The following is a 26,562-nucleotide window of genomic DNA, read 5'->3' as shown; positions in this document are numbered from 1 at the left end:
CGGAGCCGAGCTAGTGCACGATGTGCGGACGCTGCGTGATGATCCGGCAGGCTTCGACAGGAATCTCGCGCGTCGCGGCCTGCCTCCGGTGGCAGCGTCCGTGCTGGCGCAGGACGAAGCGCATCGCGCGGCGCTGACCACGCTGCAGGAGCGGCAGGCGCGTCGCAATGCGTTGGCCAAGCTGATCGGTCAGGCCAGGCGCGGCGGCGTGGACAGCACGGCGATGGAGGCGGAGGCGGTGGCGCTGCGCCCGGAGATCGAGCGGCTGGAACAGGACAGTGCCCGCCTGGACGCGGAGATACGCGCGACGCTGGCCGAGTTGCCGAACCGGCTCGACCCGGCGGTTCCGGACGGCGCGGACGAGAACGCCAACCTGCTGGTGCACGAGCGTGGCATGCGTCGCAATTTCGACTTTGCGCCGAAGCAGCATTTCGAGCTCGGCGAGGCGCTCGGGATGATGGATTTCGAGCGGGCGGCGAAGCTTTCCGGCAGCCGCTTCGTGGTGCTGCGCGGGCCGCTTGCGAGGCTGGAGCGGGCACTCGGCCAGTTCATGCTGGACCTGCATACGCAGAGCCACGGCTACGTCGAGCAGGCGGTGCCGCTGCTGGTCGGCGAGGCTGCAATGTACGGCACCGATAAGCTGCCGAAATTCGCCGACCAGTCTTTCGTCACCACCGACGGACGCTGGTTGATCCCGACCGCCGAGGTGCCGCTGACCAGCCTGGTCGCCGGCGAGATCGTGCCGCATGAGACGCTGCCGATGCGGCTGGTGGCGCTGTCGCCGTGCTTTCGCAGCGAAGCGGGGGCGGCCGGGCGCGACACGCGCGGGATGCTGCGCCAGCATCAGTTCCAGAAGGTGGAGCTGGTCTCGATCGTCGCCCCCGATGCCAGCGAGGCGGAGCATGAACGGATGACCGGCTGCGCCGAGCGGGTGCTGGAGCTGCTGGAAATCCCCTATCGCCGGATGCTGCTCTGTGCCGGCGACACCGGCTTCGGGGCGGCGCGGACCTATGATCTCGAAGCCTGGTTGCCGGGCCAGAGAGCGTGGCGGGAAGTGTCGTCCTGCTCGAACACCCGCGAGTTCCAGGCGCGGCGGATGAACGCGCGCACCCGCGTGGAGGGCGGCCCGCCGGAGATGGTGCATACGCTGAACGGATCGGCGCTCGCGGTCGGGCGGACCTTGATTGCAGTCATGGAGAACGGTCAGCAGGCGGATGGCTCAATCCTGATCCCCCCGACGCTGCAACCCTATTGCGGCGGCATGACCCGGATCGGGATTACCGGCTGAGGCCCTTTCGACCCGGTGTCCGGCGTGCCAGCAGGTTGGCGACGAGGCCGGTCCAGCCGGTCTGATGCGAAGCGCCGAGGCCCTGTCCGGTGTCGCCATGGAAATACTCGTGGAACAGCACGAGGCTGGCGAAGTCGGGATCGCTCTGCAGGATCGGGCTGTCGCCAAGCGCCGGTCGGATCCCTTGCGCATCCTTGAGGAACAGCCGGGTCAGCCGGGCGGCGATGTCGTCGGCGGTCTCGCGCAGGGTTCGGAAATGGCCGGAGCCGGTCGGGCATTCGACGAGAAAATCGCGGCCGTAATAGGTGTGGAAACGGTCGAGCGCCTCGACGATGAGGAAGTTCATCGGAAACCAGATCGGGCCGCGCCAGTTCGAGTTGCCGCCGAACATGTCCGTGCGGCTTTCGCCCGGTTCATAGCCGACATGGATGCGCGCGCCCTCGCTGTCGAAGACGTAGGGGTGGTGGAGGTGGTGGCGAGACAACGAACGCACGCCGTAGTCGGAGAGGAACTCCTCCGGATCGAGCATGCGCAACAGCAGCCGCTTCATACGGTGCCCGCGCAGCAGCGACAGCAGGCGTCGCTCGCCGATCCCCGGTTCCTCCCAGCGTGAGACTAGGGCCGCGAGGTCGGGCCGGCGGCTGAGGAACAGATGCAGGCGCCGGGTGAAGCGCGGCAGCCGCCTGAGCAGGTCCGGCTCAAGCGTTTCCACCGCGAACAGCGGGCTGAGGCCGACCATCGAGCGCAGTTTGAGCTCCTGTGTGCGGCCATCGGGCAGGTTGAGCACGTCGTGGAAGAACTTGTCGGAGTCGTTCCAAAGCCCGACGCCGCGCTCGCCGATATCGTTCAGCGCCTGGGCGATATAGAGGAAATGCTCGAAGAACTTGCTGGCGATGTCCTCGAAGGCGTGGTCCTCTAGCGCGAGTTCGAGCGCGATGCGCATCATGTTGAGCGCGAACATCGCCATCCAGGCGGTGCCGTCGGTCTGGTCCAGATAGCCGCCCATCGGCAGCGGACGCGAACGGTCGAAGACGCCGATATTGTCCAGCCCAAGGAAGCCGCCCTGAAACACGTTGCGGCCCTGGTTGTCCTTTCGGTTGACCCACCAGGCGAAGTTCAGCAGCAGCTTGTGAAAGATCTGCTCGAGGAAGCTGCGGTCGCCGACCCCGTTGTTGGCGTCCTGCTCGATCTGATACACCCGCCAAGCGGCCCAGGCCTGCACCGGCGGGTTGGAATCGCCGAAATTCCACTCATAGGCTGGGATCTGGCCGTTCGGGTGCATGTAGGATTCCGACGCCAGCAGCAGCATCTGCTCCTTGGCGAAATCGGCGTCGATCAGGGCAAAGGTAATGCAGTGGAAGGCGAGATCCCACGCCGCGAACCAGGGATACTCCCATTTGTCCGGCATCGAGATGATGTCTTCGGCACTCAGATGCCGCCAGTCATGATTGCGGCCGCGGCGGCGCGCCTCGGGCGGGGTTGGCTGGGTCGGGTCGCCGCGCAGCCAGCGATAGACGTCGATGCTGTAGAACTGCTTGTTCCAGATCATTCCGGCGAGGGCCTGGCGCTGCACCAGGCGCGCGTCCGGGTCGGGGATATCCTTTTGCAGGGCGGCGTAGAAGCGGTCAGCCTCGGCGCGTCGGGTCTCTACCAGGGAATCAAAGCCCGCGAAGGGAGGGATGATCGGCTCACCGCGCACCAGGCGCACGCGCACGGTCCAGGCCTCGCCGGGAGCCAGTTCGTGCTGATGCCAGGCCATGCATTTGGTGGCCGGCCCTTCGCGTCGGACCGCGTCCTCGCAGCCGTGAATGATGCGGGCGTGAAATCCGTCCTTGAAGACGCCCTCGCTTGCGGGCTGCCCCATGATCGCGGGGTTGGTTTCGTTTTCGCAGAACAGCAGTTGGGCGCCGGCTTCGATATTGAAGGTGTAATGGCCGAGCATGCGATGTTCGGCGATGACGCAACGTCGGCCGTAGGTGCGCATCGACGGCTTGGGGTGGTTTTCGCGCCATGACCAGTGGTTGGCGAACACCAGCTGCGGGGCGACGTGCAGCGTGGCGGGCTCGGGCCCGCGGTTGGTGGCGGTAACCCGCATCAGGATGTCGGCCTCTTCGGCCTTGGCGTACTCGATGACGACATCGAAATAGCGCCGCTCGCCGAAGGCGTCGGTGTCGGTCAGCTCGAATTCGTCATCGGCCCGGCAACGCCTGCGGTTCTCCTCGACCAGGCGGTCGTAGGGGTAGGCGCTTTGCGGATATTTGTAGAGCATCCGCATGTAGGCGTGTGACGGCAACGCGTCGAGCAGCCAGTAGAGCTCCTTGACGTCCTCGCCGTGCGGGCCTTGCGGTCCGGTCAGGCCGAACAGCCGCTCCTTGAGGATGCGGTCGCGGCCGTTCCACAGCGCCAGCGACATACACAGACGCTGGGTGTCGTCGGAGAAACCGGCGAGCCCGTCCTCGCCCCAGCGATAGGCGCGGCCACGGGCCTGCTCATGCGGCAGATAGCCCCAGGCTTCTCCGTGTTCGCTGTAGTCCTCGCGCACCGTGCCCCATTGGCGGTCGCTCAAATAGGGACCCCAGAGCCGCCAGTTGCGCATGCCGTGGCGCACTTCGTCGAGGCGCCGGCGCTCGGCGTCGCGCGGCCGGGTGCTGATCGGCCGCGAGCCGCTCATCAGGGCTGGCCAATGGCATCGACCAGGGAAGCGGCGCGCTCCGGCCGAAAGCCGCTCGCAACCACGTAGAGTTCGCTTGATTCCTTGCGGCTGGCCGGCGGCTTGGCATGCCGCACGCTGGCGAAGACCTGCTTCATCGGCGCCAGCATCTGCTTCTCGGAGCCGCCCTGGAAGACCTTGGCGACGAAGCGGCCATCCGGTGCGAGCACCTGCATCGCAAACGCCAGCGCCAGCTCGGCCAGCGCGATGATCCGCAGATGGTCGGTGGCGGCATGCCCAGTGGTGTTGGGGGCCATGTCCGACAGCACCAGATCAGCCGGGCCGCCGAGCAGTGGGCGCAGGCTTGCCGCGAGCTCGGGATCGTTGAAGTCGCCCTGCAGGATGGTGGCCCCCGCGATCGGCTCGACCGGCAACAGGTCGATGCCGACGACCTCGGTCGCACCACGGCGGACCGCGACCTGCGCCCAGCCGCCGGGGGCAGCACCAAGATCGACGACGCGCATGCCAGGGCCCAGCAACGAGAAGCGGTCGTCCAGCTCGATCAGCTTGAAGGCGGCGCGCGAACGCCAGCCCTGCTTGCGGGCGGCGAGCACGTAAGGGTCATTGAGCTGCCGCGACAGCCAGCGCTGCTGCGCCTGCGAGCGTCCCCGGCTTGTGCGCAGAGACACCGCCTGCAGCCGCGTCGTCTGCACACCAGGCGCCGCGCCGGAGCCCCCGCTCTTGTCGTCGCCGCCGTGACGCTTCACCCGGTCAGGCCCTGGGTAGAACCAAGTGAGGCGCCTCGTGACCCTTTGGTGTGTTCGAACAACGCCTCGACCTCGCTTAGCCTGAATGCCCCCTATTCTCTCACGGCGCAGCCTTAGGGCAAGCGCCGTGCGCGAAGAGAGTTGCCAGCCCCGGATCGTGGTGCTACCTGCCGCCCATTCGCAGCATTGGCGGCAGCTCCGCATGATGTTCCGATTGGGGGATAGTTTAGCGGTAGAACTACCGGCTCTGACCCGGTCAGCCCTGGTTCGAATCCAGGTCCCCCAGCCACAGCGGAGGCGGAGGTCCTTCCCCAAGCCTCATCTGCTCAATTCCACCGTGACACCGGCGACGCCTGCGAGTTCGGGCCAGCGCCGTTCCGCCGTCACCGCGGGGATGCTCTCTCGTCTGGCCAACGCGAGGCAGTAGAGATCGCCCAGCGACAGGCCGCCCTTCAGTGTCAGCGGCCTTAGCATCCCGGCGTCGTACGACAGGCCCGCATCGATTGGCACCACTCGGATCGGCAACGGCCCCAGCAAGGTCTGGATATCGCCTCTGGACGCGCCGAGCTTTGCGTAATGGCTGACAATCTCAGCAAGGTTCACGGCACCCAGCAACGCTCCATCCAGCACCGCCTTCACCTGCTCGCAGCCGGGTTCGCCCAGGAGCAGGGTGAGCAAGGCGGAGGCGTCAAGCACGACAGCCGTCACTCCGCGTCAGCCTCGCGCGCACGATCGTTCAGGAAGTCATCCACCGTTGATCCAGCCTGACCATTGACCAGCCTGCGGCTGAGGGCTTGGGCGCGTACGACCACTTGACCGAGCGTCCGCAACACGATGGCGTCGCCTGCATCCTCGACGATGACCTCGCCGCCCTGAAAGAGACCGTGCTTCTTGCGAAGCCCCGCGGGCAGGCTGATCCGTCCATCCGGCATGACCTTGGTTCTCATGGCATGGCCTTATTGATATGGCTGAAGCTTCGCAGTATGGCAGGTTGGCGCCCAAACGTTAGCTTCCTATCGTAGGGCGTGGCCGCACAGGCATGGCAGCGCCTGCACGGCAAATTGCATGCGGGCCAGACGTGTAGTAACGGCCGCAGTCCGGCGGCGTTCCAGCCTTGCCGTGGCCTGGGATGCCCGGTTCCCCAGCCACATCGTGATGCGAGAGTGAGCAAAATGGCGGAGATCGCAAGGCGCATCGGCGTGCCGGACATACGGGCGCACAAGGACGGCGTCCCGATCGTGTGTCTGACCGCCTACACCACGCCGGTGGCGCGCGCGTTCGATGCGCACGCGGACCTGCTTCTGGTCGGCGATACCGTTGGCATGGTGCTCTACGGCATGAGCACGACGCTTGCGGTGACCCTGGAGATGATGATCGCACATGGTCAGGCGGTTATGCGCGGGGCGCAGCACGCCTGCGTGATGGTGGATCTGCCGTTCGGCGCCTATCAGGAATCACCGCAACTCGCCTATCGCGCGGCGGCACGTGTGCTCTCGGAGACGGGCTGTGCCGCGGTGAAGCTCGAGGGCGGCGCCGAGATGGCCGAGACGATCCGGTTCCTGGTGCAGCGAGGCATCCCCGTCTGCGGGCATATCGGTCTGATGCCGCAATCGGTGCAGGCGGCGGGCGGGTTTCGCACGACGGGCCGCAAGCAGGACGAGGCGGAGAAGCTGCGCGCGGATGCGCAGGCGGTCGACGCGGCGGGCGCCTTCGCGGTGGTCCTCGAAGGGGTGGTGGAGCCGCTGGCGGCACAAATCACCCGCGAGGTGTCTTTGCCGACGATCGGGATCGGTGCGTCGGCGGAGTGCGACGGGCAGGTGCTGGTGGCGGATGACATGTTGGGATTGTTCACCGAGTTCACGCCGCGCTTCGTCAAGCGCTACGCCGACCTCGGGGCGCAGATCGGGCCCGCGGCGGCGGCCTATGCCGAGGATGTGCGCCAGCGAAGGTTTCCCGCACCCGAGCACTGCTTCGGCGTGCGCAAGACGCGCTGAGGCCTGCGATCAGGCCAGCGCGGCCGCGGGGAGAAGGGTGACGCCGCGGGCAAGAAGGTCCTCGCGGGCCACATCAAGGCTGAAGCGGCCATCCGGGCCCGCGGCGTTGATGGCGCGGCACGCATCCTCGATCACAACTGCCTCGAAGCCGTACTGCACGGCGTCGCGCGCCGACCAGGCGACGCAGAAATCTTGGGCCAAGCCGCATAGGAACAACCGCTTGAGCCCGCGCTCGCGCAGCCAGCCGGCGAGTCCGGTGGAGCGCGTGTGGTCGTTCTCCCGGAATGCCGAATAGCTGTCGATTGCGGGATCGGTGCCTTTGCGCAGGATCATCCGTAGTCTGTCCTGGGCCAGATCGGGATGCAGTGCCGCGTTCGGTGTGCCGGCAATGGCGTGGTCCGGCCAGAGGATCTGCGGGCCGTAGGGCATCCGGATTGTGTCGTAGGGGGCGGCGTCTGGGTGGCTGCTGGCGAACGAGCTGTGGCCCGCAGGGTGCCAGTCCTGGGTGGCGAAACCCAGGGCGAAGCGGTCCTGCAGCAGATGGTTGACGAGGGGCAGCACAGTGTCGCCATCAGGGACCGCAAGCTCGCCGCCTGGCATGAAGGTCGGCTGCACATCGATGACCGCGAGGATATCCGTGCGCGGATCGATGTGCATGGCTCAGATGTCCTGGGCCGGCAAAGACAGGGTGGCGACCAGGGAGGCCGAGACGCGCCGCGCGAACGCCGCCGGGTCGCGTGGAAGCTCGCCGTCCTGGACGCGGGCGAGATCGAACAAGGTGCGCGCCGCCTCGTCGATCGCCTCGCCGCGGGCGAGCCTGGCGGCAAGCGAGCGGATCAAGGCGTGGTGCGGGTTGATCTCCAGCACCGGTGCCGAGGTCGGCAGCTTCTGGCCGGAGCGACGCATCAGCCGTTGCATCTGCAGGTCGGGACCGGATTGCGACGCCGCCAGCACGACGGCACTTTGCACCAGCCGATCGGTGCTGCGCGCCTCGGCGATCTCCTCACCCAGCGCCTCCTTGAGTGCCGGCAACAATGCGGTGATGTCAGCGGCATCGGCCTCGGGGGCGGTCTCGGCGGCATGCTTGGAGAGGTCGGCCAGGCCCTGGGTGACGCTGCGCAGCGGCTTCTCCTCGAAGCGGCTGAGCCGATCCGGCCAGAAGGCATCAACCGGATCCGACAGCAGCAGCACCTCGATACCGCGCGCCTTGAAGCCTTCGAGCTGCGGCGAGCTCGAAAGCGACTCCTGGCTCTCGCCGATCAGGTAGTAGATGGCGTCCTGCTCCGGCTTCATGCGGCCGACATACTCGGGCAGGGTCGTCGTCTCGCTGTTGTGGGTGGAGCTAAAGCGCGAGAGTGCTGCGAGCTCGTTACGGTGCTCGGCATCCTCCCACAGGCCTTCCTTGAGGGTAGGGCCGAAATTGCCCCAGAACCCGGCGAAGCTCTCCGTGTCCTTGGCGCGATTGCGCAATTCGGTGATGACGCGGTTGGTGACGGCCTTGCGTATGCGGGCCAGCACCGGCGTTGCCTGCAGCATTTCGCGCGAGACGTTGAGCGGCAGGTCCTCGGTATCGACGATGCCTTGCACGAAACGCAGCCAGGCCGGCAGCAGCTCGGCCTCATCGGTGATGAACATCCGCCTCACATGCAGGCGAACCCGGCTCTCGCGCACGGATTCGACCGGCTCGAACGGCCGCATCGAGGGGATGAACAGCATGGCCGTGAATTCGAGGGTGCCTTCGGCGTGCCAGTGCAGGGTCGCCCACGGCTTGTCGAAGGCATGACCGAGATGCTGGTAGAACTCGGTGAGTTGCTCCTCGGTGATCTCGCTCCTGGGCTTGCGCCATAGAGCGGTGCCTTCGTTGGCGGCGACCTCCTGGCCGTCGCGCTGGATGGTGATCGGCCAGGTGATGTGGTCGGCCCATTTGCGGACGATGCTCTCCAGCCGGTAGGGCTCGAGAAACTCGTCGGCGTCCGGCTTGATGTGCAGGACGATGTCGGTGCCGGGGGTCTCACGGGTCGCGGGCGCAAGCGTGAATTTGCCGCCGCCCTCGGAAGACCAGCGCCAGGCCTCGGTCTCGCCGATACGTCGCGAGGTGACCTCGACCTTTTCTGCCACCATGAAGGCGGCATAGAAGCCGACGCCGAACTGGCCGATGAGGCTGGGACGGTCCTCCGGCTTGGCCTGGGCGAGGGTCTGACCGAAGACGCGGGTTCCGGAGCGGGCGATGGTGCCGAGGTTTTGCGCGAGTTCCGCGCGGCTCATGCCGGTGCCGTCGTCGCTGATGGTGAGCAGACGCGTCGCCTTGTCCGGATCGATGCGGATTTTCGCACCCTCTGGCAGGGCTGCGGCAGCGTCGGTCAGGGCCTCGAAGCGGCGGCGGTCAGTGGCGTCGGCGGCGTTGGCGACGAGTTCGCGCAGGAAAATTTCGCGGTCGGAGTAGAGGGCGTGGACGACAAGGTCGAGCAGTCGGCCAACCTCGGCGCTGAATTCGTGGCTCTCGACGCCGTCGGGAGCCTCGACGTTCTCTTGCGGTTGGGCCTGGTCACTCATCGCAGATCTCTCCGAGCCGTTCGATACGGGCGGGGATATGCGCGGCAATCACGCGGATTTCAACGGGGCCCCTTCGACCCTGCGCTCCTGGGCCTGCTCAGTAGCGTGCGATCGGCGGGCTGCTGGTCAGCATGGCGACTGGCATGGCGCGGTAGGCGGCCAGGGTGCGGCCTTTGAAGGCGAACCGGGCCGCGCCCGGGCTGCGCTCGACCTGGCTGAGGCCGCCGAACGAGGCCCCGATCGGTGCGGCGAACCGGCGCGCGAGCGGGGATTGCAGGACCGGCGCGGGCATCGCCAGGATTGGCATTGAGCCAAGGAATGGAGTGGAGATGGACGCGATCTGACGATGCGGCATGGTCGGGTGGGCCGATGCCAAGCGGCCCAGCGCCGAGGGCACATCCGGCTGGTTGATCGGGTCGGCCCAGGCCTCGAGCACGCGGCGCTGGTAGTCGGTGCCGAGTTCGGGGGTCTGCGAGTGATAGGCGGCGGCGGCATGCGGCCAACTGCCGACCTGGTGGAACAGTTCGGTGAGGAAGCGGGCGGCATAATTGGCGTTTTGCGTGGGGTCGAACGCGTCATCGAGCGATGCAAACGCGGTAGGGTGATACATGAGATTGATCTGGGTGCAGCCGACATCGATGGAGCGTATGCCGCGTGCCTGAAAACCTTGTGCGGCCTGAACGGCCTCGTTTTTTGAGGCGTAGAAGTGACCATGACCCTCCTCGTTGATCGTCCAGGGCCACGCCCTGGCACCGTGCTGCGCGTCATCGTAGCGGCCGCTTTCGACCCGGCTGATGGCGTCGAGCAATTCGTTCGGCACGCCGGTAAGGCGTTCAGCACTCGCGGTCGCCTGCTGGCACAATGTTGCGTCGCCTGGCTGTCCGGCGAGCACGAGCCGCGGGAACAGCAGCGTCAACAAAGCGGCGACGAGAACTGCGAGGGGGCGGCGCATGCGTGGATGATGCGCGCCACGGGTTAGGAATTGGTGAACAACGGCCTATGTTGCGCTGACCAAAGCTGAGACATTGCCTGCGAGGGTGTCGAGCAGCGAACGCACGAGCGCGCGGATCGCGTCGAACGTGTCGAGTTTCTGCAGGTGCGCCTCGTTCATGTAGAGGTGCCTTGATATTTCGAGCTGCAGCACGTGGACCCGGTTGGCGGGACGACCGTAATGCCGGGTCACGTAACCGCCAGCATAGGGATCGTTTCGGCGCACCCGGTAGCCGCGTTCACGCAGGAACCGTTCGGTGAAGCGCGTAATCGATTGTGCGCATGACGTGCCGAACGCATCGCCGAGGACAAAATCGGGCTCGGTGCCGGCATGATTGCCCGCGGTGCCTCCGTTAAGGCTCGGCATGGAATGCGCATCGATCAGCAGGCAGATGCCATGCCGATCCAGGGTGTTGCTGATCAGGAGAGCCAAGGTGTCGTGATAGGGCTGCCAGCATGTGCGAATGCGCTGTTCGGCATCGGTGAAGGCGAGCTTGCCGTGGTAGATCGCCTCCCCGGACGCGACCAGCTTGGCGATGGTGCCAAATCCGGCCAGGACCCTCGCACTGCTGGTGTTGCACCAGGAGGGGAGCTTGTCTGTGAACATGACCGGGTCGAGTTCCCAGGCCTCGCGATTGACGTCGCAATAGGCGCGCGGGAACTCCGCCTGCAGCAGCGGGATGCCGGCCGCGGCCGCATCGATGAGCAATTCGTCGACGAAGCCGTCCTCGCTGCGCCGCAATCCGTCGAAGGACAGCCGCGACTCGGCAACGAAGCTGGAGGGATAGGCGCGGCCGGAATGCGGCGAGGCGACCACCATCGGAGCCGTTTGGCGCAGCGGATTGCGCACCCGGAAAGGCGGATCTGGAAGCATCGCGATGGGTTTAGGAACATCGGGTCTTGCCATGCCGCGACTTTGCGCGACCCGGCGCACCGTGTCACTTCGCAGCCGCATTGACGATAGGGTGTCGTGGGTCGCTTGCAGTCGATGGGCAGCACGGTTAGAACCCGGCGGCGGATGGGCGCGTAGCTCAGCGGTAGAGCACTGCCTTGACATGGCAGGGGCCACAGGTTCAAACCCTGTCGCGCCCACCATCCGTCTTCGGGCGCATACGGCTGGCGTCAAGTGCTGCCTGCAGGATGTAGGCGGCGGAAGCCCTGTCCACGACCGCCGCGCGTCGTTTGCGTGTCATGTCAAGATCCGTGATTAACATGCGATTGACGGCGCTTGATGAGAGGCGCTCGTCCCACAGTGCCGCGGGCAAGCCTGCCGCCGCGGACAATGCGACCAGCCAGTCCCGCGCACTCTGCGCGGCTGATCCGAAGCTGCCATCCATCGAGAGCGGCAGGCCACATACGAGCCCTCCGGCACCCTCCTTGTGCGCAATTTGCGCAATCTCCGCGGCATTGAGCGCGAGTTTCCCGCGCTTGAGTGCGCCATAGGGCGACGCCAGCAACAGGGAGACGTCCGACAATGCCAACCCGATGGTGCGCTGCCCCGGATCGAGGCCCAGCAGCCTGGTGTTCGGGGCGAGGAAAGCGCGGAGATCCGGTATGTTGAACAGAGCCATCGGCGTGGCCTATGGTCCGGCCGCGCCCCGGTTATAACGTTGTTGTTCCAATCTTCTGAAAGACCTGCCCATGCCGCTTGATCCCGGAGCCGTTCGCAAAATAGCACGCCTGGCCAGGATCTCGATCGCGGACAGCGAGGTCCGCCCGCTCCAGGACGAGTTGAACGGCATCCTGGGCTGGATCGAGCAGCTCTCCGAAGTCGACGTCGACGGGGTCATCCCCCTGGTCGGTGTGGAGCAGACGGCCCTGCGGCTGCGCGAGGATGTGGTGCAGGCGGACGCATCAGTGGACCGCGTGCTGTCGAATGCGCCGGACCGGGAAGGGCCGTTCTTTGCGGTGCCGAAGGTGGTCGAGTGATGCTGACGGAGCTTTCGATTGCGGGGGCCCTGCGCGGACTGCGCGCGCGGCAATTCAGCGCAACGGAGCTGGCGCAGGCGCATATCGATGCGGTGGGCAGCCTCAACGCGCGATTGAATGCATATCTGACCGTGACCGCGGACCAGGCTCTGCGAGCGGCGGCAAAGGCCGACCAGGCACTTGGCCGCGGCGAGGACAAGCCGCTGGGCGGCATTCCGCTCGCGATCAAGGATCTGTTCTGCACGGATGGCGTGCGCACCACCGCCGGCAGCCGCATGCTCGACGGGTTCGTGCCGCCCTACGAGAGCACGGTGACGCAGCGGCTTCTTGACGACGGCGCGGTGTTTCTCGGCAAGACCAATCTCGATGAGTTCGCGATGGGCTCGTCGAACATGAGCTCCGCGTTCGGTCCGGTGGAGAACCCGTGGCAGCATGCCGGGAAGGCCGTCAAGCTGGTGCCGGGCGGGTCTTCGGGGGGGTCTGCCGCGGCGGTCGCAGCACAAATGGCTCTGGGCGCGGTCGGCACCGATACCGGTGGCTCGATCCGCCAGCCCGCCTCGTTCTGCGGGATCGTCGGCATCAAGCCGACCTATGGCCGTTGCAGCCGCTGGGGCGTGGTGGCGTTCGCAAGTTCGCTCGATCAGCCCGGGCCGATGGCACGCAGCGTCGAGGATTGCGCGATCCTGCTGCGCTCGATGGCGGGGTTCGATGCGAAGGACAGCACCTCGGCGGACCGGCCGGTGCCCGACTATGCCCAGGCCTGCAAGCGTGACCTGCGCGGTCTGCGGGTCGGCATCCCTGCGGAATATCACGCGCCGGGCGTGCCGCCCGAGGTTGAGGCTCTGTGGGCCGAAGGGATTGCCTGGCTGCGTGATGCGGGCTGCGAGATCGTCGACGTGTCGCTGCCGCACAGTCGCTATGGTCTGCCGGCCTACTACATCGTGGCTCCGGCGGAATGCTCGTCGAACCTGGCCCGTTACGACGGCGTGCGGTTCGGCACGCGGGTGCCGGCGGACAGCCTGGACGCGATGTATGAAGCGTCGCGCTCGGCCGGCTTCGGCGCCGAGGTGAAGCGCCGGATCCTGATCGGCACCTATGTGCTCTCGGCGGGGTATTACGATGCGTATTACGCACGCGCGCAGAAGGTGCGCAGCCTGATCCTGCGCGACTTCACCGAGGTCTTCCAGAAGGTGGACGTGTTGCTGACGCCCACGGCCCCCTCGGCCGCGTTCGCCCAGGGCGAGAAGATGAATGATCCAGTCAGCATGTATCTGAACGACATCTTCACCGTTCCGGCGAGCCTGGCCGGAGTGCCGGCGCTGTCGGTGCCGGCCGGCCTGGACAGCAATGGTTTGCCGCTTGGTCTGCAACTGATCGGCCGGCCGTTCGATGAGGAGACGCTGTTTGCGGCCGCTGCCGCACTCGAGCGCGCGGCGGAGTTCGTGCAGGCGCCGAGCGTCCGCGCGGGGATGGCGGCATGAGCTATGTGCTGGAGGGTCTGACGGGTGCTTGGGAACTGGTCATCGGGCTTGAGGTGCATGCCCAGGTGATCAGCCAGGCAAAGCTGTTTTCGGGTGCTCCGGCCAGCTATGGCGGCGAGCCGAATGCGCATGTCAGCCTGGTGGATGCCGCCTTTCCGGGCATGTTGCCGGTCATCAACAAGGAGTGTGTCGCCCAGGCGGTGCGCACGGGTCTCGGTCTCAACGCACGGGTAAATCTGGAGAGCCGGTTTGATCGGAAGAACTATTTCTATGCCGACCTGCCGGCCGGCTATCAAATCAGCCAGTTCACCCGGCCGCTGATCGGTGCTGGAACCCTGGAGATCGAGCTGGCCGACGGCAGCCTGCGCCAGATCGGCATCACCCGTCTGCATCTCGAACAGGATGCAGGCAAGTCGATGCATGACCAGAGCCCGACGAAGTCGCTGATCGATCTCAACCGGGCCGGAGTCGGGTTGATGGAAATCGTCAGCGAACCGGATATGCGCAGCCCCGAAGAGGCTGGGGCGTATTTGCGCAAGCTGCGGACGATCCTGCGTTATCTCGGCACCTGTGACGGCAACATGGAGGAGGGATCGATGCGCGCGGACGTCAACGTGTCCGTGCGTCGCGCGGGCGAGCCGTTGCGCACGCGCTGCGAGATCAAGAACGTGAACTCGGTGCGCTTCGTGATGCAGGCAATCGAAATTGAGGCGCGCCGGCAGATCGAGGTTTGGGAGCGCGATGGCGTCGTCGATCAGGAGACCCGCCTGTTCGATCCGGGACGCGGCGAGACGCGCTCGTTACGCAGCAAGGAGGACGCGCACGATTATCGGTATTTCCCGGATCCGGATCTGCTGCCTTTGGTGCTCGACGAAGGCTGGCTGGCCGCGCTGAAGGCGCAGCTGCCGGAGTTGCCCGACGCGAAACGCGACCGCTTCATCACGCAATACGGGATTGCCCGTAATGACGCCGGGGTGCTGGTGGCGGACCGTGCCGTAGCCGACTATTTCGAAGTCGTCGCCGTGGGCGCGGAGCCCAGATTGGCCGCGAACTGGGTCACTGGCGACCTGTTCGCAGCGCTCAACCGGACCGGACGATCGATCGATGACAGCCCGGTGACGGCGCCGGCCTTGCGGGATCTGCTCAGGCTGGTCGGCGACCAGACCATCAACGGACGGATCGCCAAGGACGTGTTCGAGGAGATGGTGCAGACCGGCGAGCCTGCCGAAGCCCTGATCGAACGGAAAGGTCTGCGACAGATTACCGATCCCGCGGCCCTCTCGGCGGCCATCGATGACGTGATCGCCCGGCATCCGGACAAGCTTGCCGAGTTCAGATCGGGCAAGGAGAAGCTGTTTGGCTTCTTTGTCGGACAGGTGATGAAGGCAACGCAGGGCAGGGGCAATCCGGCACTCGTCAATGAGGCCCTCGGACGCAGGCTTCGACTTTAGCACGTGATGCTGTTTGACGGGTGTCCGGGCAGCGACTAGAGAGGTTCGCGTGCCGCGTGATGGGATCGCTCTTCAGCGGAGGGGTGGCCGAGTGGCTGAAGGCGGCGGTTTGCTAAACCGTTTAAGGATGTCAAGTCCTTACGTGGGTTCGAATCCCATCCCCTCCGCCAGCGGCCAGGGTCGCATGGTGTATGTGGCTGTCACTCGATAGGCCACATAGCATGATCGTTCGGCGATGGCCGAAATCATCAGATAGCGGGGCCTTTGTCGTGCGCTCTACCTGTATAACACTGATCGGTGCGGCTTGCGTTGTTTTCGCGGCGGCAGCGTTCGCGGACGAGCCGGATACGTCCGGAAACCTGGCACGGCAACAACTAAATAGAGTGATCAGTGTTTTGAAACTGCAGCCTGCGGCCGCGGGCGCGACCTGCCTGCAGGCGCTGACTGACATGCATACGACCGAAGACCAGGTCAAGCAGCTGCGAACGCGCGCTAAGGACCCCGATCTTGCCTTGGCCCTGGACGTTCTGGAGTCCGATTATGAAAACGCACACGAGCTCTGCGGGGCTGACGCGAGACGCGTCTGCTCGGGCTCCGAGCAAGCGGCCGACCTATCCTCCGCCTGTTCAAGGATGCGCGCCAATTAGCCGTGGTGCCTCGTACTGGGCGCCGGGCGCACGTACTGGAATGCGCCGACTTAAAGCTGATATCAGGCAAGATGCAATATCAGGGCCGATTGTCGAGGGTTTATGATGCGGAGCCGGCCTCCATGGCGGCTGGCGCCTTTGCGCAAGTCCCCGCGCACACACGGCGAACCATCGAGGTCGCGCGTGCCGTAGCCAAGATAATCCAGGGCTCCCGTGACACAGCAATGCCCCAGCATGCCCGGTAAAGATGTAAACGAAGTTACTTGACGAGCAATAGATTGGCACACTGCAGTATAAGCGAATTTTTCACCGGCAGAAAACTTCGTCTTTGTGAAACACAATGTATCGCGGACTTGTATCTAAATAAATATACAATACAGATGCTAAGATCGCGGTTCGGGTTTTGGCGGCAATCCTGTCCAGGCAATTTATCGTCATTACGGCAGAGATTCCTCTTGTACCAAGCCTAACGTTTTGACAGCATTGGGTCGAAGCCTGCGGGCAGAACAGACGGGATGCTCAAAAACCATGCCTCGTTCAATCAATTGGACTCGGGATCTAGACGCAAAATTGAGCCGACTTCTCGACTATCAGGGTGTTACAATAAGGACCGCGGCCGCACGGCTCGGTGTCAGTCGGAGCTTTGCGCAGCGTCGCGCCAAGCTGCTGACGACACGAGCGCGGCAACGCGCCTGCACCGAGGCGCGCGAGGCCGCCGGAACCGAGCCGCTGCCGGCCGGTCATCCAATCACGTGGAACGCGATCTGCCAGGATGCCTCTCAGTTCAAGGTGGGCATCGCCTAGGCCCAAAGCGCCCGCTGGTGCCAACCCTTTGATTTCGCAGTGTGCCGACGGCCTGGACCTCTCGCGCCGGCACACCAGACAGGGATTTATGATGAAGATTGATGGCAGGGCGGCGTTGCGGCCGGCTTCGATACCTATGTCCCTCGGTTGCAGCGTGGCGCGCGAACCGGTCGGCCGCGCCAGCCCGGAGAGACTCAAGAAAGGCAACGATTTCGAGGTTTTTGAGGGGACGCAGCGGCTATGCGGCCCGGTTGCGGCCCTGCTGCGTTCCGGCGAGATCGACGGCTCCCATGTCGCGGCAGCAGAGCGGTGGTATCGCGATTATGTTCTTGGCGTCGAGGGGGTCAGGGATCCGGACGCCAAGCGCACTGGCAAGGCGCCGGACATCCATGCGGGGATGCTCTCCCGCGTCGCCGCCTGCGAGCGGCATCGGGGTGTGCGAGGCGCGCTTGGCTTTTGTGCCGAGGTCAGGCTTCGACTCATGCTGCTCGACGAGCTCTCGTTTTCGGCAATGGCGCAAAGATTGATGCCAAAGGACGGCAACGGCAGAAAGAAGGTGGCCGCACAGATGGCCTTTCTGCTGGAGCAGCTTGCGGAACATTACCAGGCGATTGACCAGCGTCGGACCCGTGACACACACTCCACGAACGGGCGGCCCGAGACCTGATCCGACCATCGGGGGTCCGATGCGGTTTGCTCAGGGCCGCGTGGCCGGTATGGCGTCGGCATGCGATGCTGCGGATTGTGCCCGCAAGCGCGGGCGCAGTCGGTCAAAGCCGGCGGCGGCGAGGGCGCCGGCCAGCATCAGCAGCGCCATCGGCAGCGGCGTATCGTCGCCGATGAGGCCGACCAGCACGGTGCTGATCGCGCCGACCAGAAAGACGATGGTGCCATAGAGCGCCGAGGCGCTGCCGGCCTCGCGGCGGTGCGAGAGCAGCGCGCCGATCGCGGCCCCCGGAAGCATGAAGCCGAGTGCCGCCATGCAGCCCATCATGCACAGGGCGATGGCGAGTGCCGCGGGATGCGCGGTGAGAGAGAGGGCCACCATCGCCCCGGTCGCAGCAATCAGCCCGATCGCCGAGGCGCTCAGCAGCCGGCTGGCGCGGACGTATCGCTGCACGCGGGCGTTGGCCTGGGTGCCGATGATGTAGCCGACCGCATTGAGGATGAAGACCTCGCCGAAGCGGGTGGGGGACAGATGCATGCCGCCAAGGAAGACCGGCGGGGCGCCGCCGAGAAAGGCGAACAGGCTGAAGGTGCCGCAGCCGCCCTCCATCGAATGGGTCAGGAACACCCGGTCGCGCCAGACGCGGCGATAACGCACCAGCATCGGCACGAAGCGCAGCGACCGGTGCCGCTCCGGGGGCAGGGTATCGGGGAGGTAGCGCCAGATCAGCAAGGTGCAGACCACCCCGTAGAGGGCGGCGACCCAGAAGATCGCGCGCCATCCCAGATGCTCGGCAATCAGGCCGCCGGCGGTGGGTGCCAGGATCGGCACGACACCCACCACGAGGACGAGCTTGCCGACGATGCGGGCCGCGTCCAGCCCATTCGTCACCACGTCGCTGATCACCGCGCGCGGCACCGTCAGGCCGGCGGCGCCGCCGAACGCCGCGATCACCCGCCAGCAGGACAGCTCCGTCATCGAGGTGGAGATCGCGCAGCCGATCGAGGCGACCGTATACAGGCCGGTGCCGAGCAGCAGCGGCGAGCGCCTGCCGTAATGGTCGGCCAGTGGCCCGTGCGTGATCTGGCCGACGGCGAGCCCGACGAACCAGGCGGCGAGGGTGATCTGGGCGGCCCCCGGAGCCGCCGCCAACGCCCGCTTCATCGCCGGAAAGGCGGGCAGATACATGTCGGTCGAGATCGGCCCGACCGCGGTCAGCAGCGCCAGCAGCACGATGATGAAACCGGAGTCCGGCGGCAGGGTGCGCGGTCGCAACATCGTATTCAGGCCTTCGCGGTCTCCGGCTGAAACAGACCGAGGCCTCCTGGTAGCACATGCCCGGGCGGTGCTGCATCCCAGCGCGTATCGCGGGTGAACACCTCATCTCACATCGGCTTCACGACGACCAGGATGGCGATGGCGACGGCACAGCCGACGATAAGCGGCGCGAACCATTTCGATGGGGCGGTCCCGGCGGCGCCACCTGCCAGACGGCGGAGCGCGGCCGACTGCATTCCGTGCACGCCCGACAGAACGACCACGAACACCAGCTTGGCGAAAAGCCAGCCCGCATGGAACCACCCGCCCGCAAATGCGAGTGCCAGGCCAAGCGCCCAGACGAGCAGCATGGCGGGTGTCGTGACCTTCTGGTCCCAACGATGGATCGCGAGCGCCGCTCTCGCATCGAGCGGCCGCGGCGCGGTCAGGAAGAGTGCTGCACCCAGAACGCCCGCCACGAAGGCGATCGCGGCGGCCAAATGCAGCGCCTTCAACCAGGTATAGAGATCAGAGCTCATGGCGCAGCCCGCGCGGCCACGCCAAGTGCCTCTGTTTTGCGCCTGATCAGCGGCAGGTTGGTGTATCCCGCGAAGGGGATGAATGCCAAGGCCACCATGCGCAGCCATTCGGACCTGCGCCAGCCGCCCCCCGCGACGGTCTGGAAAACCGTCCAGACGTAGGCAGTGAACGTAAACCCGTGGACCGGCCCCATGACGGTCACGGCCAACGGCATGCCGAAAAGATGCTTGAGCGGGACGGCGACGCAGACGAGCAGGACGAGCGTGGTCGCCTCGACGAGTGACGCCGCCTCCAGCCGTCGGAGCTGCGCACGTTCGAGCTGGACGTGACGCCGAAGCACCCTGGCGGGTTCGCCCGCTTCCTCGTGCATGCCCATTGCGCGGAGCGCCGCCGCCGTCAGCTCCCGCCCGGCGGTCCTGGAGTGGCCGGTAACCAACAGTGCGTGAGGTCGTTTGCAACGAGAAATTGGGTCATCTGCGCCACGTCTTACCCGCGTCAAAGAGTTCCAGTAGCCCCGCCATGCCGCGTAGCCACGAGCCGGCGCAGACCGACGTCATGGAGCGAGCGCCAGCACCCCGCCTGACGAGGTCGAGCAACGTCATTCTGGGATGGATGAGCATGCCGAGAAGGCCTTGTTCTATCGAAGGCCTATGGTGACGGAGAGGACCACCCACGCGTGAGCGGCAGGAACGACAAAGAACGCGGCTTTCCTGCCAAAGGGTCTGGTTGTGGTTGAGGGTTCGGCTGCGGCGCCCTATGGCAGGATTTGCGCAATATGGGTGTTCCTGCCATGCATAGAATCGCTGTCCTCGCCCTTCATGGCGTCATCGCCTTTGACCTTTCGATCCCGTGCGAAGTGTTCGGGTGCGTGCGCCTGCCCAACGCCGACGACCAGTATGATGTGCGGGTCTGTGGCGAAGCCGCCGAGGTGCGAACCCGCGGCTTCGGCATCCGCGCACCGGGGACGCTGAGCGATCTCGTCGGCGCCGACACCGTCATCGTGCCGGGGGTCGAGAATGTCGCAATTCCGGTGCCGGACGCGGTCGTCACCGTCTTGCGTCGCGCCTACGCGAATGGGGCGCGCGTTGCCTCGATCTGCTCCGGCAGCTTCATCCTGGCGGCGGCAGGGTTGCTCGACGGCAGGCGCGCGACAACGCACTGGCTCGCCGCCGAGCTGTTGGCGAAGCGGTATCCCGCGGTGAGCGTAGACCCTGACGTGCTGTTCGTGGATGAGGGTCGGATCGTGACATCGGCCGGAGCGTCGGCGGGGCTCGACATGTGCTTTCACCTGCTGCGCCGCGATCATGGTCACGCCGTCGCCGCATACGCCGCGCGTCTGGCGGTGGCGCCGCTCGGCCGGGAAGGTGGGCAGGCGCAGTTCATCCGGCACGAGGCGCCGGGCTCGGCCGCCAGCCTGGCCAGCCTGCTCGAGTGGATGCGCGAAAACGCCCATCGGCCGCTCTCGGTGGACAGGCTTGCGCGTAAGGCCGCGACCAGCCCGCGTACCTTCGCCCGGCGGTTTCGTGAGCAGACCGGCACCACGCCGCTGCAATGGCTGATCGCGGCACGGGTGCGGCGTGCGCAGGAACTGCTGGAGACGACGCATCTGTCCATTGAGGAGATCGCCACCGCCGTCGGCTTCGATGGGGCGGCGGCACTGCGCGACTGCTTCCGCCGCACGGTCAGCGTCAGCCCGAAGACCTATCGCCGTTCCCTGGGTATGCCGGAGGCGCCTGCCGCGACAGCCAACGCCTCGCGCGCAAAAGATGGTCAGAGGCAGTCCGTGATGACAAATCGGTTAATCGGGGTCCTGTGATCCAAAAATGCTGTGTTGCAACATTTCATTCCTATATGCTCCCCATGTGCCGCAAGACGCTGCACAGGAGACCTTAGTACCATGTCGCAGCCTACCCCACTTCCGGGGCCGCGCCTTGGGCCGCACCCCGCCCCGCAGCCGGGCATGTATGCCTGGGACGAGCGCGACGCGCGTTCGATCGCCAGCAACACCCCGACCTACAGCAGCAGCCTGTTCATCATGCATCAGAGTCCGGCACCGGTTGAGACCAGGACGAGGGCTGGACATTCCGCTCCGGCGCGTCTGGCCTCGGCCGTCATGGCTCGCCTGCGCTCCCGCCGTCGCGCCAGCCCCCTCTGCGGCTAGCGCGCGCTCGGAGCCCCGCTTGTGGACGGGTGTGCGGCGAGCATCGCGTCGAGTGCCACCTGCAGCCCCGTCATCTCCAAGTGGAAATTGCTGTAAGTAGGCACCGGATCGACCGGGGCGAACAGCACCGGCGCTGTCGCATCGTCGGTGACCAGGTCCGCGTCGATGAAGCGGATCGCCGCCCCCGCTTCCTGGTAGCGGGGTGCGTGGTAGATATCCAAATCGCCGCGGTGCGTCAGGTTCCAGCGGTTGCTGAGCACCAGCCCCGGGCGGTTGCAGGCCCAGCGGTATTTCGCCAGCCCCGCCCCCCAAAAGGCCACGAAGAAGGCGCTGCGTTCGCTCCAGAACAGGCTTCGGGCCATGGCACCTCCGAACAGGTTGACGATCTGTACGCCCGAGTGCCGGAAGCGTCGCGCCAGTGCCTGCGCCAGCCTGAGTTCGGTGAACACCGGATGCTCGTGTCTCGCCAGCTGTCCGAAGCTGCCAAAGCTGGAGACCGGGTCATGTCCGGTTCGGGCATTATGGCCATCGAGGATGATCACGATGCGGCCGAGCCGGCGCGCGAGATGGGCAATGATGCCGGATAGTGTCGCCTCGAGATCGACGGCGGTGCGGTTTTCGACGCGGACGCCGAGCAGGATGCAGGGCGTCCGTTCGGCGGTGATGCGCGCCGCCAGCGCCCTGTCGTAAAGTGTGGGCGGCTCGCGCGCGGCGGCCTCGCGCAGCCGTAGCGACAGGCCGCGGCTGACATGCTCGTCGAGGACGCGGATCAGGCAATAGCCCTGCGCGTAGACGAAGCCGGCCAGCCGCTGCGGCCAGCGCAGCCGCCGGTCGATGCGGCCCTTGAACTCGGGAAAAATCGTCTCGAGCGGCGCGAACACCTCCGAGCCCTCGTCAGTGTCCGGCACGATCACCACCGGCAGCCGGTCGCGCGGGGCGCGCCGCAGCAGCCGGTCGAGCCCGGTCAGCTCGTTCCAGAGGTGATGGCCGGTATGCAGATCGTCCGGGCCGCGGCAGGCGGAGGCGAGGCGTCGCGCCGGCGAGCCCAGATAGTCGAGCAGACCGTCCGCCTCCTGTAGCGCGTGCAGCAGGAAAATTGCGGCCAGGTCGTCGAGCCGGGTCGCATCGTCGGCATGTTGGCGGACCACGATGTTCGCCTCCGGGATGAACAGGTCGGACTTGGCGAACAGCGCATGCGTGGCGCCGACATAGAACACCAACCCATGTCGGGGATCGACGATGCGGTAGGCGGTTCGGTGCTCGCCCAGCACCAGGCTGTCACGGGCGGCGAGCGGGTGGGCGTCGACGGGCGAGGCGCAGGCGATGCTGCCCGTGGAGAGCGCCTCGGCGAAGGCGTCCTGGAGGTTGCCGGACAGGCTGGTGGCAATCCCCTCCAGCGCCAACCCGCCGCCATCCGCGCGGTGTAGCACCAGGCCCGCGGCATCCTGCCGGTCCAGCACGCGCGTCGGCATCGGACGGCGCTTGAGGGCCAGATCCAGCAGCTCGGCGCGCATCGTGCGATTGACCCCATCGAGGCGATCCAGGGCCGCCGGCCGCCGTGGCACTGGCGCGCACAGCACGTCACGCCAGACCGCGTCCGCGATCGCCACAACGGCGTCCGCGATAGCGGCCCGCTCCGCCTCGTCGAGTGCTGCGAGCACGCTGGTGCGATGCTCCCGCGCCGCATCGAGGATCCAAGTGGCCTCAAGGCCGCTGTCGTGGACAAGATCGAGCAGCAGCCAGGGCGCGAACCCCAAGGCCGCTCCCCGAGGCCGCCAGCCGGGTATGAACGCCTCAACGGGACGCCCAGCCAGCCGGATCGGCGCGGCCACGCCGTCCGTGCCGGTGACATGCCACACGCCATCCAACTGGGCAATTTCGGGCGACGCCAAGGCGCGCTATCTCCGGCTTGCCTGAATCATCCGGGCGATGGCGGGAAACAGCCGCGCCTCGTCGACGTCGAAATTACGAAACGACGCCTGGCCGGGTGCGACATCGACCAGAAGCGGCGCCTCCGGCCGGTCGACCACGAGCTCCGCATCGACGAAGGCGAGCGGCGTCGGCGCTTCCATGTAGAGCGGGGCGTCGTAGATATGCAGGTCGCCGCGATGCGCGAGGTTGTGGTGGCTGGTGAGCACGAAACCCCGCTTGTTGCAGACCCAGCGGTATTTCGCCAGACTCGCCCCCCAGATTGAGACGAAGCAATCGCAGCGCGCGGCCCAGGTCAGGCTCGTTGCGATCGGCCGGCCGATGGTGTCCGCGATATGCAGCCGCCGGCCTTCGAAGCGCGCGCGCAGCCGACGCACCAGCTCACGCTCCACCTCGATCGGACTGCGGGCGGCGCGGGACTCGCCGTGGCTTTCGATGACCCTGCCGTCCTCGACCTCGTTGCGCGCGTTATGCCCGTCCAGCACGAGCACGGCGTCGTCGAAATGCTGCGCGATGAAGTCCGCCAATCGTTCGAGGAAGCCCGCGAGATCGGTCAGAGTGCGGTTCTCGACGCGCAGCCCGAGCAGGATCACCGGTCCGCGGCTGCGATCGCACCGGAGGGCTGCCTCGCGTTCCGCGGCGCTGCCAGCCAATCGCCCCAGGATGCGTCCGCGCAGGCCGGCCGAGACATGCTCGTGCGCGACCCGCAGGGTCATCGTCCCGGTCTCGTAGGTGTAGCGGATCAGCGCGCCGACGGAGGCGAGATCGCGACGCACGCGGCCGTTCAAGGCCGGGTAGAGCACGTCGATCGGCCCATACAGCTCGGTATGATCTACCGCGTCCAGCACGATCCATTCCGCTGGCAGCGGGGCTGCAGCGCCCAGCAGGTGATCGATGCCGCTCAGCTCGTTCCAGAGCTGGTGGCCAATGTGCACGCCGTTACGGCCACGCATGACGCTGGCGAATCGCGTGGCCCCTTGCTGAAAATAGGGCACCAGCAGTCCGGCCCAGACGCAGACATGCTGGACGATCCAGTGCGCGAGATGCGGCAGCAGTTGGATTTGCGCGATCCCCTGGGTGCGCTCCTGCTCGGGTGCCACCATCAGCCCGAGCGACGGAAACCAGACGCCGCCGACCCGGGAGCGGTGCTCGGCGATCATCACGAAGAACACCAGGCCGTGTTCGGCATCGTGAAAGCGGTAGGCGAAGTGGAAATCGTCGAGGCAGAGGCAGCCCTGCGCGCGCAACGCGGCGCCATCGACCGGGCTCGGCCAGGTCAGCGCCCCGCGGCCGAAGGCCTCCGGCAACCGGCTCTGCCAGTCGACGGCAAACGCCGCGGCAAGCTGCGCCCGCGCGATCGCATGCAGGCTGCCATCGTTGCCGCTGCGGAAAATAAGGGACGCGTCCGTCAGGTGGTCCACCAGCAGCATCGCCGGTCGGCGCAAAAGCCCGTCGAGACAGGCAGAAGCGATTGCCCGGCGGGTGGTCTCGTTGAGTTCGAGGAAGGCGCGGGCGTCCGCGTCAAGGGCCGGGCTGCCCTCCTCCAGGACCGCGCGGAGCATCCGGCCGAGCACCGGCAGCGCCTTATGGCGGAGGAGGTCGACCAGCTCCGGACCAAGCCGGTCGATGCCGTCGCCGACCCGCTGCATGCGCCAATCCAGGAACCAGGTGGCGCGGCGCCCATCGTCGTGCGCCAGCTCAAGCAGGAACAATGGCGCAAACCCGGTATGCAGCAGTGCCGCGCGCCACCCCGGCAGAAAGCCTGCGACAATCTGGCCCTCCATCATCAGCGGCACCAGGCGGCCGCCGAGACGCAGATACAAACCCCCGGCACCCATATGCACCGGATCCGGCTCAATCAGCCCATCCCGAGTTCGCGGGCCATCCTGAACTTGCGAGATTACGTCCAGCTTCCGCCTCCTCACGCCTACCGTTACAATAACGGCACTAACATGACGTGAGCGGACGGTCCATCAAAGCAGGAAATGGCGCGCCCTACTGGACTCGAACCAGTGACCCATAGCTTAGAAGGCTATTGCTCTATCCAACTGAGCTAAGGGCGCGCAAAGGTTGATCAGACCGCGTGGGGTTGGCGGGGCGGCCACGCGCAACAGTCAGTGTGTCCAGTTCTGCAGCCGGTCAAAGCGGAAATTGTCGGCATAGGCCTTGGCCTTGCGGATGCGCGGCGGCGGCAGCTCGATGTCGTAGGCGATGGCTTCGCGTTCGGCATAGGCGACCGCTTCTTCGCGGCTTGGGAACTTCAGGCGGATCTGGCTTTCCATGTCGCCGCTGCCGGTCCAGCCCATCAGCGGATCGGTGCGGCGCGGCAGCGACTGGCCATATTCGAGCACCCAATCATGCGTGTTGGCCTGACCTGACTGCATCGAGGTCTTGGGCTCCTTGAAGATACGCGCACGCATGAGCTGTATGCCTCCTGTCGGATGGTCGGGGCGGCCGGACTCGAACCGGCGGCCTCGTGTACCCAAAACACGCGCGCTACCAGGCTGCGCCACGCCCCGGACCGTGGCGGACCCTATGAGGACGGCCTGTCGATGGCAAGCAAGGTGGGCATGGCAAGCAAGGCGGCGCGCAGGTCGCCGCGATGGGTGGCGAGCAGGGCGACCGCGGCCGGCGCGTCCAGGCCATGCGCCACCAGGATCGCGGGCTTGACCCGCATTCCGCAGGCGTCGAGGGCGGCCTGTGCCGCGGCCGGCGCGCAGCCCGCGAGCGTGCAGACCATCGCCACCGCACGCTGGCGCAGCTTGGTGTTGGACGCGCGCATCTCCACCATGCGCCCGGCATAGACGCGGCCGAGCCCGGTCATGATCGCGGTCGAGAGCAGGTTCAGCACCACCTTCTGCGCCGTGCCCGCCTTCAGCCGGGTGGAGCCGGCGATCGGCTCGGCGCCGGTCTCGATCAGGATGGGATGCGACGACTGCGTCAGCAGCGGCGAGCCCGGACTGTTGGCGATCGTGATGGTCAGCGCGCCGGCCGCGTGCGCGCCGCTCGCGCAGGCGAGGGTGAACGGGGTCGCGCCACTCGCAGCAAGCGCGATCATCACGTCGCGTGGTCCGATTGCGTGCGCGCCCAGCATCTCGCCAGCGGCCTGCGTGTCGTCCTCGGCGCCTTCGATCGCCCGGGTCAGGGCGGCCGGCCCGCCGGCGATGAGCAGCAGCAGACGCGCCTCTGGCCAGTCGAAGGTCGGGGCGAGTTCGGCGCCGTCCTGTGCTGCGATCCGCGCGGAAGAGCCGGCGCCGGCATAGATCAGCCGGCCCTGGTCGCTCTCGCGCAGCCGAGCGGTCGCCGCCGACGCGGCTTGCGTGATCGCCGGCAGGGCAGGGCGGATCGCAGCCAGCGCGTCGAGCTGGCTTTCATAGAGGGCGGCGATCTGGGTTGGCAGCGGCCAGGAGTCGAGGTCGGCGAAGCGGGCGCTGGCCTGTTCGGTGCTCACGGA

The 26,562-nt window shown here is 66.4% G+C and carries 26 protein-coding genes and 5 tRNA genes; 13 read left to right on the top strand and 18 right to left on the bottom strand.

Features of this window, described 5'->3' with window-relative positions; genetic code table 11:
- Positions 1–13: 13 nt before the first annotated feature.
- The gene (serS, locus tag ACQY4K_RS03885; protein WP_428393574.1) at positions 14–1,288 is read left to right on the top strand and encodes a serine--tRNA ligase; all 1,275 of its coding nucleotides are present in this window, start codon (positions 14–16) and stop codon (positions 1,286–1,288) included.
- Here the strand turns inward: serS and ACQY4K_RS03880 are convergent.
- Positions 1,278–3,959 carry an MGH1-like glycoside hydrolase domain-containing protein gene (locus tag ACQY4K_RS03880; RefSeq protein WP_428393572.1) on the bottom strand — a complete coding sequence of 894 codons (2,682 nt, stop codon included), beginning with the start codon at positions 3,957–3,959 and terminating at the stop codon, positions 1,278–1,280. The genes serS and ACQY4K_RS03880 overlap by 11 nt on opposite strands.
- Complete coding sequence (locus ACQY4K_RS03875) at positions 3,959–4,705, bottom strand: RlmE family RNA methyltransferase (protein ID WP_428393570.1); 747 nt, start codon at positions 4,703–4,705, stop codon at positions 3,959–3,961. The genes ACQY4K_RS03880 and ACQY4K_RS03875 overlap by 1 nt, the downstream gene beginning before the upstream one ends.
- 215 nt (positions 4,706–4,920) lie before the next feature.
- Here ACQY4K_RS03875 and ACQY4K_RS03870 point away from each other — a divergent pair.
- Positions 4,921–4,994 (top strand) — tRNA-Gln (locus ACQY4K_RS03870).
- Between the two features lie 29 nt (positions 4,995–5,023).
- Here the strand turns inward: ACQY4K_RS03870 and ACQY4K_RS03865 are convergent.
- Both ACQY4K_RS03865 and ACQY4K_RS03860 read right to left on the bottom strand, forming a co-directional pair.
- Complete coding sequence (locus tag ACQY4K_RS03865) at positions 5,024–5,401, bottom strand: type II toxin-antitoxin system VapC family toxin (RefSeq protein ID WP_428393568.1); 378 nt, start codon at positions 5,399–5,401, stop codon at positions 5,024–5,026.
- Between the two features lie 8 nt (positions 5,402–5,409).
- Complete coding sequence (locus ACQY4K_RS03860) at positions 5,410–5,652, bottom strand: AbrB/MazE/SpoVT family DNA-binding domain-containing protein (protein ID WP_428393566.1); 243 nt, start codon at positions 5,650–5,652, stop codon at positions 5,410–5,412.
- Positions 5,653–5,877: 225 nt separating this feature from the next.
- On the opposite strand from ACQY4K_RS03860, the gene panB reads away from it, so the two are divergent.
- The gene (gene panB / locus ACQY4K_RS03855) at positions 5,878–6,699 is read left to right on the top strand and encodes a 3-methyl-2-oxobutanoate hydroxymethyltransferase (protein ID WP_428393564.1); all 822 of its coding nucleotides are present in this window, start codon (positions 5,878–5,880) and stop codon (positions 6,697–6,699) included.
- Between the two features lie 9 nt (positions 6,700–6,708).
- Here the strand turns inward: panB and pncA are convergent, their stop codons facing one another.
- From pncA to ACQY4K_RS03835, 4 genes are all read right to left on the bottom strand, one after another.
- Positions 6,709–7,356, bottom strand: coding sequence for a bifunctional nicotinamidase/pyrazinamidase (gene pncA, locus ACQY4K_RS03850; RefSeq protein ID WP_428393563.1), 648 nt, complete (start codon positions 7,354–7,356; stop codon positions 6,709–6,711).
- Positions 7,357–7,359: 3 nt separating this feature from the next.
- Positions 7,360–9,252, bottom strand: a complete 1,893-nt coding sequence (gene htpG / locus ACQY4K_RS03845; RefSeq protein WP_428393561.1) for a molecular chaperone HtpG — start codon at positions 9,250–9,252, stop codon at positions 7,360–7,362.
- A gap of 97 nt (positions 9,253–9,349) precedes the next feature.
- Entirely contained in the window at positions 9,350–10,204 is an 855-nt protein-coding gene (locus ACQY4K_RS03840) for a transglycosylase SLT domain-containing protein (protein WP_428393560.1), read from the bottom strand.
- 45 nt (positions 10,205–10,249) lie between these two features.
- Positions 10,250–11,116, bottom strand: coding sequence for an N-formylglutamate amidohydrolase (locus tag ACQY4K_RS03835; protein ID WP_428393558.1), 867 nt, complete (start codon positions 11,114–11,116; stop codon positions 10,250–10,252).
- Between the two features lie 146 nt (positions 11,117–11,262).
- Between ACQY4K_RS03835 and ACQY4K_RS03830 the strand changes: the two genes are divergently transcribed.
- A tRNA-Val gene (locus tag ACQY4K_RS03830) sits at positions 11,263–11,337 on the top strand.
- Here ACQY4K_RS03830 and ruvX read toward each other — a convergent pair.
- On the bottom strand, positions 11,316–11,813 hold the full coding sequence (gene ruvX / locus ACQY4K_RS03825; RefSeq protein WP_428393556.1) for a Holliday junction resolvase RuvX: 498 nt from the start codon (positions 11,811–11,813) through the stop codon (positions 11,316–11,318). The two genes, ACQY4K_RS03830 and ruvX, sit on opposite strands and share 22 nt — an antisense overlap.
- Before the next feature lie 70 nt (positions 11,814–11,883).
- Between ruvX and gatC the strand changes: the two genes are divergently transcribed.
- From gatC to ACQY4K_RS03790, 7 genes are all read left to right on the top strand, one after another.
- Positions 11,884–12,171, top strand: a complete 288-nt coding sequence (gene gatC / locus ACQY4K_RS03820; protein ID WP_428393554.1) for an Asp-tRNA(Asn)/Glu-tRNA(Gln) amidotransferase subunit GatC — start codon at positions 11,884–11,886, stop codon at positions 12,169–12,171.
- On the top strand, positions 12,171–13,652 hold the full coding sequence (gene gatA, locus ACQY4K_RS03815) for an Asp-tRNA(Asn)/Glu-tRNA(Gln) amidotransferase subunit GatA (RefSeq protein ID WP_428393552.1): 1,482 nt from the start codon (positions 12,171–12,173) through the stop codon (positions 13,650–13,652). Before gatC ends, gatA begins: the two co-directional genes overlap by 1 nt.
- Positions 13,649–15,103, top strand: a complete 1,455-nt coding sequence (gene gatB, locus ACQY4K_RS03810; RefSeq protein ID WP_428393550.1) for an Asp-tRNA(Asn)/Glu-tRNA(Gln) amidotransferase subunit GatB — start codon at positions 13,649–13,651, stop codon at positions 15,101–15,103. Before gatA ends, gatB begins: the two co-directional genes overlap by 4 nt.
- Positions 15,104–15,180: 77 nt before the next feature.
- Positions 15,181–15,273, top strand: a tRNA-Ser gene (locus ACQY4K_RS03805).
- 51 nt (positions 15,274–15,324) lie between these two features.
- The gene (locus ACQY4K_RS03800; RefSeq protein ID WP_428393548.1) at positions 15,325–15,750 is read left to right on the top strand and encodes a hypothetical protein; all 426 of its coding nucleotides are present in this window, start codon (positions 15,325–15,327) and stop codon (positions 15,748–15,750) included.
- Positions 15,751–16,320: 570 nt separating this feature from the next.
- Complete coding sequence (locus ACQY4K_RS03795) at positions 16,321–16,554, top strand: hypothetical protein (RefSeq protein WP_428393547.1); 234 nt, start codon at positions 16,321–16,323, stop codon at positions 16,552–16,554.
- A gap of 154 nt (positions 16,555–16,708) precedes the next feature.
- Positions 16,709–17,221, top strand: coding sequence for a hypothetical protein (locus tag ACQY4K_RS03790; protein ID WP_428393545.1), 513 nt, complete (start codon positions 16,709–16,711; stop codon positions 17,219–17,221).
- A 30-nt stretch (positions 17,222–17,251) separates the two neighbouring features.
- On the opposite strand, the gene ACQY4K_RS03785 is transcribed toward ACQY4K_RS03790, so the two are convergent.
- The 3 genes from ACQY4K_RS03785 to ACQY4K_RS03775 form a co-directional block, all read right to left on the bottom strand.
- A complete protein-coding gene (locus tag ACQY4K_RS03785) occupies positions 17,252–18,499 on the bottom strand; it encodes a multidrug effflux MFS transporter (RefSeq protein WP_428393543.1) in 1,248 nt (415 codons plus the stop codon).
- 107 nt (positions 18,500–18,606) lie between these two features.
- Entirely contained in the window at positions 18,607–19,017 is a 411-nt protein-coding gene (locus ACQY4K_RS03780) for a CopD family protein (protein WP_428393541.1), read from the bottom strand.
- A complete protein-coding gene (locus ACQY4K_RS03775; RefSeq protein ID WP_428393539.1) occupies positions 19,014–19,388 on the bottom strand; it encodes a DUF3817 domain-containing protein in 375 nt (124 codons plus the stop codon). Before ACQY4K_RS03775 ends, ACQY4K_RS03780 begins: the two co-directional genes overlap by 4 nt.
- A gap of 420 nt (positions 19,389–19,808) precedes the next feature.
- Between ACQY4K_RS03775 and ACQY4K_RS03770 the strand changes: the two genes are divergently transcribed.
- A complete protein-coding gene (locus ACQY4K_RS03770; protein WP_428393537.1) occupies positions 19,809–20,834 on the top strand; it encodes a GlxA family transcriptional regulator in 1,026 nt (341 codons plus the stop codon).
- Between the two features lie 81 nt (positions 20,835–20,915).
- A complete protein-coding gene (locus ACQY4K_RS03765) occupies positions 20,916–21,179 on the top strand; it encodes a hypothetical protein (protein ID WP_428393535.1) in 264 nt (87 codons plus the stop codon).
- Here ACQY4K_RS03765 and ACQY4K_RS03760 read toward each other — a convergent pair.
- From ACQY4K_RS03760 to ACQY4K_RS03735, 6 genes are all read right to left on the bottom strand, one after another.
- The gene (locus ACQY4K_RS03760; protein WP_428393533.1) at positions 21,176–23,071 is read right to left on the bottom strand and encodes a hypothetical protein; all 1,896 of its coding nucleotides are present in this window, start codon (positions 23,069–23,071) and stop codon (positions 21,176–21,178) included. The two genes, ACQY4K_RS03765 and ACQY4K_RS03760, sit on opposite strands and share 4 nt — an antisense overlap.
- 6 nt (positions 23,072–23,077) lie before the next feature.
- On the bottom strand, positions 23,078–24,952 hold the full coding sequence (locus ACQY4K_RS03755; protein WP_428393532.1) for a hypothetical protein: 1,875 nt from the start codon (positions 24,950–24,952) through the stop codon (positions 23,078–23,080).
- 142 nt (positions 24,953–25,094) lie between these two features.
- A tRNA-Arg gene (locus ACQY4K_RS03750) sits at positions 25,095–25,171 on the bottom strand.
- A 51-nt stretch (positions 25,172–25,222) separates the two neighbouring features.
- Positions 25,223–25,528 (bottom strand): ETC complex I subunit, encoded by a 306-nt coding sequence (locus ACQY4K_RS03745; protein WP_428393530.1) that lies wholly within the window; start codon positions 25,526–25,528, stop codon positions 25,223–25,225.
- Between the two features lie 22 nt (positions 25,529–25,550).
- A tRNA-Pro gene (locus tag ACQY4K_RS03740) sits at positions 25,551–25,627 on the bottom strand.
- A gap of 14 nt (positions 25,628–25,641) precedes the next feature.
- On the bottom strand, positions 25,642–26,559 hold the full coding sequence (locus ACQY4K_RS03735; protein ID WP_428393528.1) for an N-acetylmuramic acid 6-phosphate etherase: 918 nt from the start codon (positions 26,557–26,559) through the stop codon (positions 25,642–25,644).
- Between the last annotated feature and the right edge of the window lie 3 nt (positions 26,560–26,562).

Origin of the sequence: Lichenicoccus sp., from assembly GCF_965276875.1 — a bacterium.
GTDB lineage: Bacteria > Pseudomonadota > Alphaproteobacteria > Acetobacterales > Acetobacteraceae > Lichenicoccus.
Note: the sequence above shows the minus strand (reverse complement) of the source record. Positions and strands in the feature narration are given on the sequence as shown.

Bases quoted from the DNA above. Each gene is read 5' to 3' on its own strand.
- ACQY4K_RS03880 (WP_428393572.1), bottom strand. From the start codon at position 3,959: ATGAGCGGCTCGCGGCCGATCAGCACCCGGCCGCGCGACGCCGAGCGC.
- ACQY4K_RS03860 (WP_428393566.1), bottom strand. From the start codon at position 5,652: ATGAGAACCAAGGTCATGCCGGATGGACGGATCAGCCTGCCCGCGGGG.
- panB (WP_428393564.1), top strand. From the start codon at position 5,878: ATGGCGGAGATCGCAAGGCGCATCGGCGTGCCGGACATACGGGCGCAC.
- pncA (WP_428393563.1), bottom strand. From the start codon at position 7,356: ATGCACATCGATCCGCGCACGGATATCCTCGCGGTCATCGATGTGCAG.
- htpG (WP_428393561.1), bottom strand. From the start codon at position 9,252: ATGAGTGACCAGGCCCAACCGCAAGAGAACGTCGAGGCTCCCGACGGC.
- ACQY4K_RS03840 (WP_428393560.1), bottom strand. From the start codon at position 10,204: ATGCGCCGCCCCCTCGCAGTTCTCGTCGCCGCTTTGTTGACGCTGCTG.
- ACQY4K_RS03835 (WP_428393558.1), bottom strand. From the start codon at position 11,116: ATGCTTCCAGATCCGCCTTTCCGGGTGCGCAATCCGCTGCGCCAAACG.
- ruvX (WP_428393556.1), bottom strand. From the start codon at position 11,813: ATGGCTCTGTTCAACATACCGGATCTCCGCGCTTTCCTCGCCCCGAAC.
- gatC (WP_428393554.1), top strand. From the start codon at position 11,884: ATGCCGCTTGATCCCGGAGCCGTTCGCAAAATAGCACGCCTGGCCAGG.
- gatA (WP_428393552.1), top strand. From the start codon at position 12,171: ATGCTGACGGAGCTTTCGATTGCGGGGGCCCTGCGCGGACTGCGCGCG.
- gatB (WP_428393550.1), top strand. From the start codon at position 13,649: ATGAGCTATGTGCTGGAGGGTCTGACGGGTGCTTGGGAACTGGTCATC.
- ACQY4K_RS03800 (WP_428393548.1), top strand. From the start codon at position 15,325: ATGATCGTTCGGCGATGGCCGAAATCATCAGATAGCGGGGCCTTTGTC.
- ACQY4K_RS03785 (WP_428393543.1), bottom strand. From the start codon at position 18,499: ATGTTGCGACCGCGCACCCTGCCGCCGGACTCCGGTTTCATCATCGTG.
- ACQY4K_RS03780 (WP_428393541.1), bottom strand. From the start codon at position 19,017: ATGAGCTCTGATCTCTATACCTGGTTGAAGGCGCTGCATTTGGCCGCC.
- ACQY4K_RS03775 (WP_428393539.1), bottom strand. From the start codon at position 19,388: ATGCACGAGGAAGCGGGCGAACCCGCCAGGGTGCTTCGGCGTCACGTC.
- ACQY4K_RS03770 (WP_428393537.1), top strand. From the start codon at position 19,809: ATGCATAGAATCGCTGTCCTCGCCCTTCATGGCGTCATCGCCTTTGAC.
- ACQY4K_RS03765 (WP_428393535.1), top strand. From the start codon at position 20,916: ATGTCGCAGCCTACCCCACTTCCGGGGCCGCGCCTTGGGCCGCACCCC.
- ACQY4K_RS03745 (WP_428393530.1), bottom strand. From the start codon at position 25,528: ATGCGTGCGCGTATCTTCAAGGAGCCCAAGACCTCGATGCAGTCAGGT.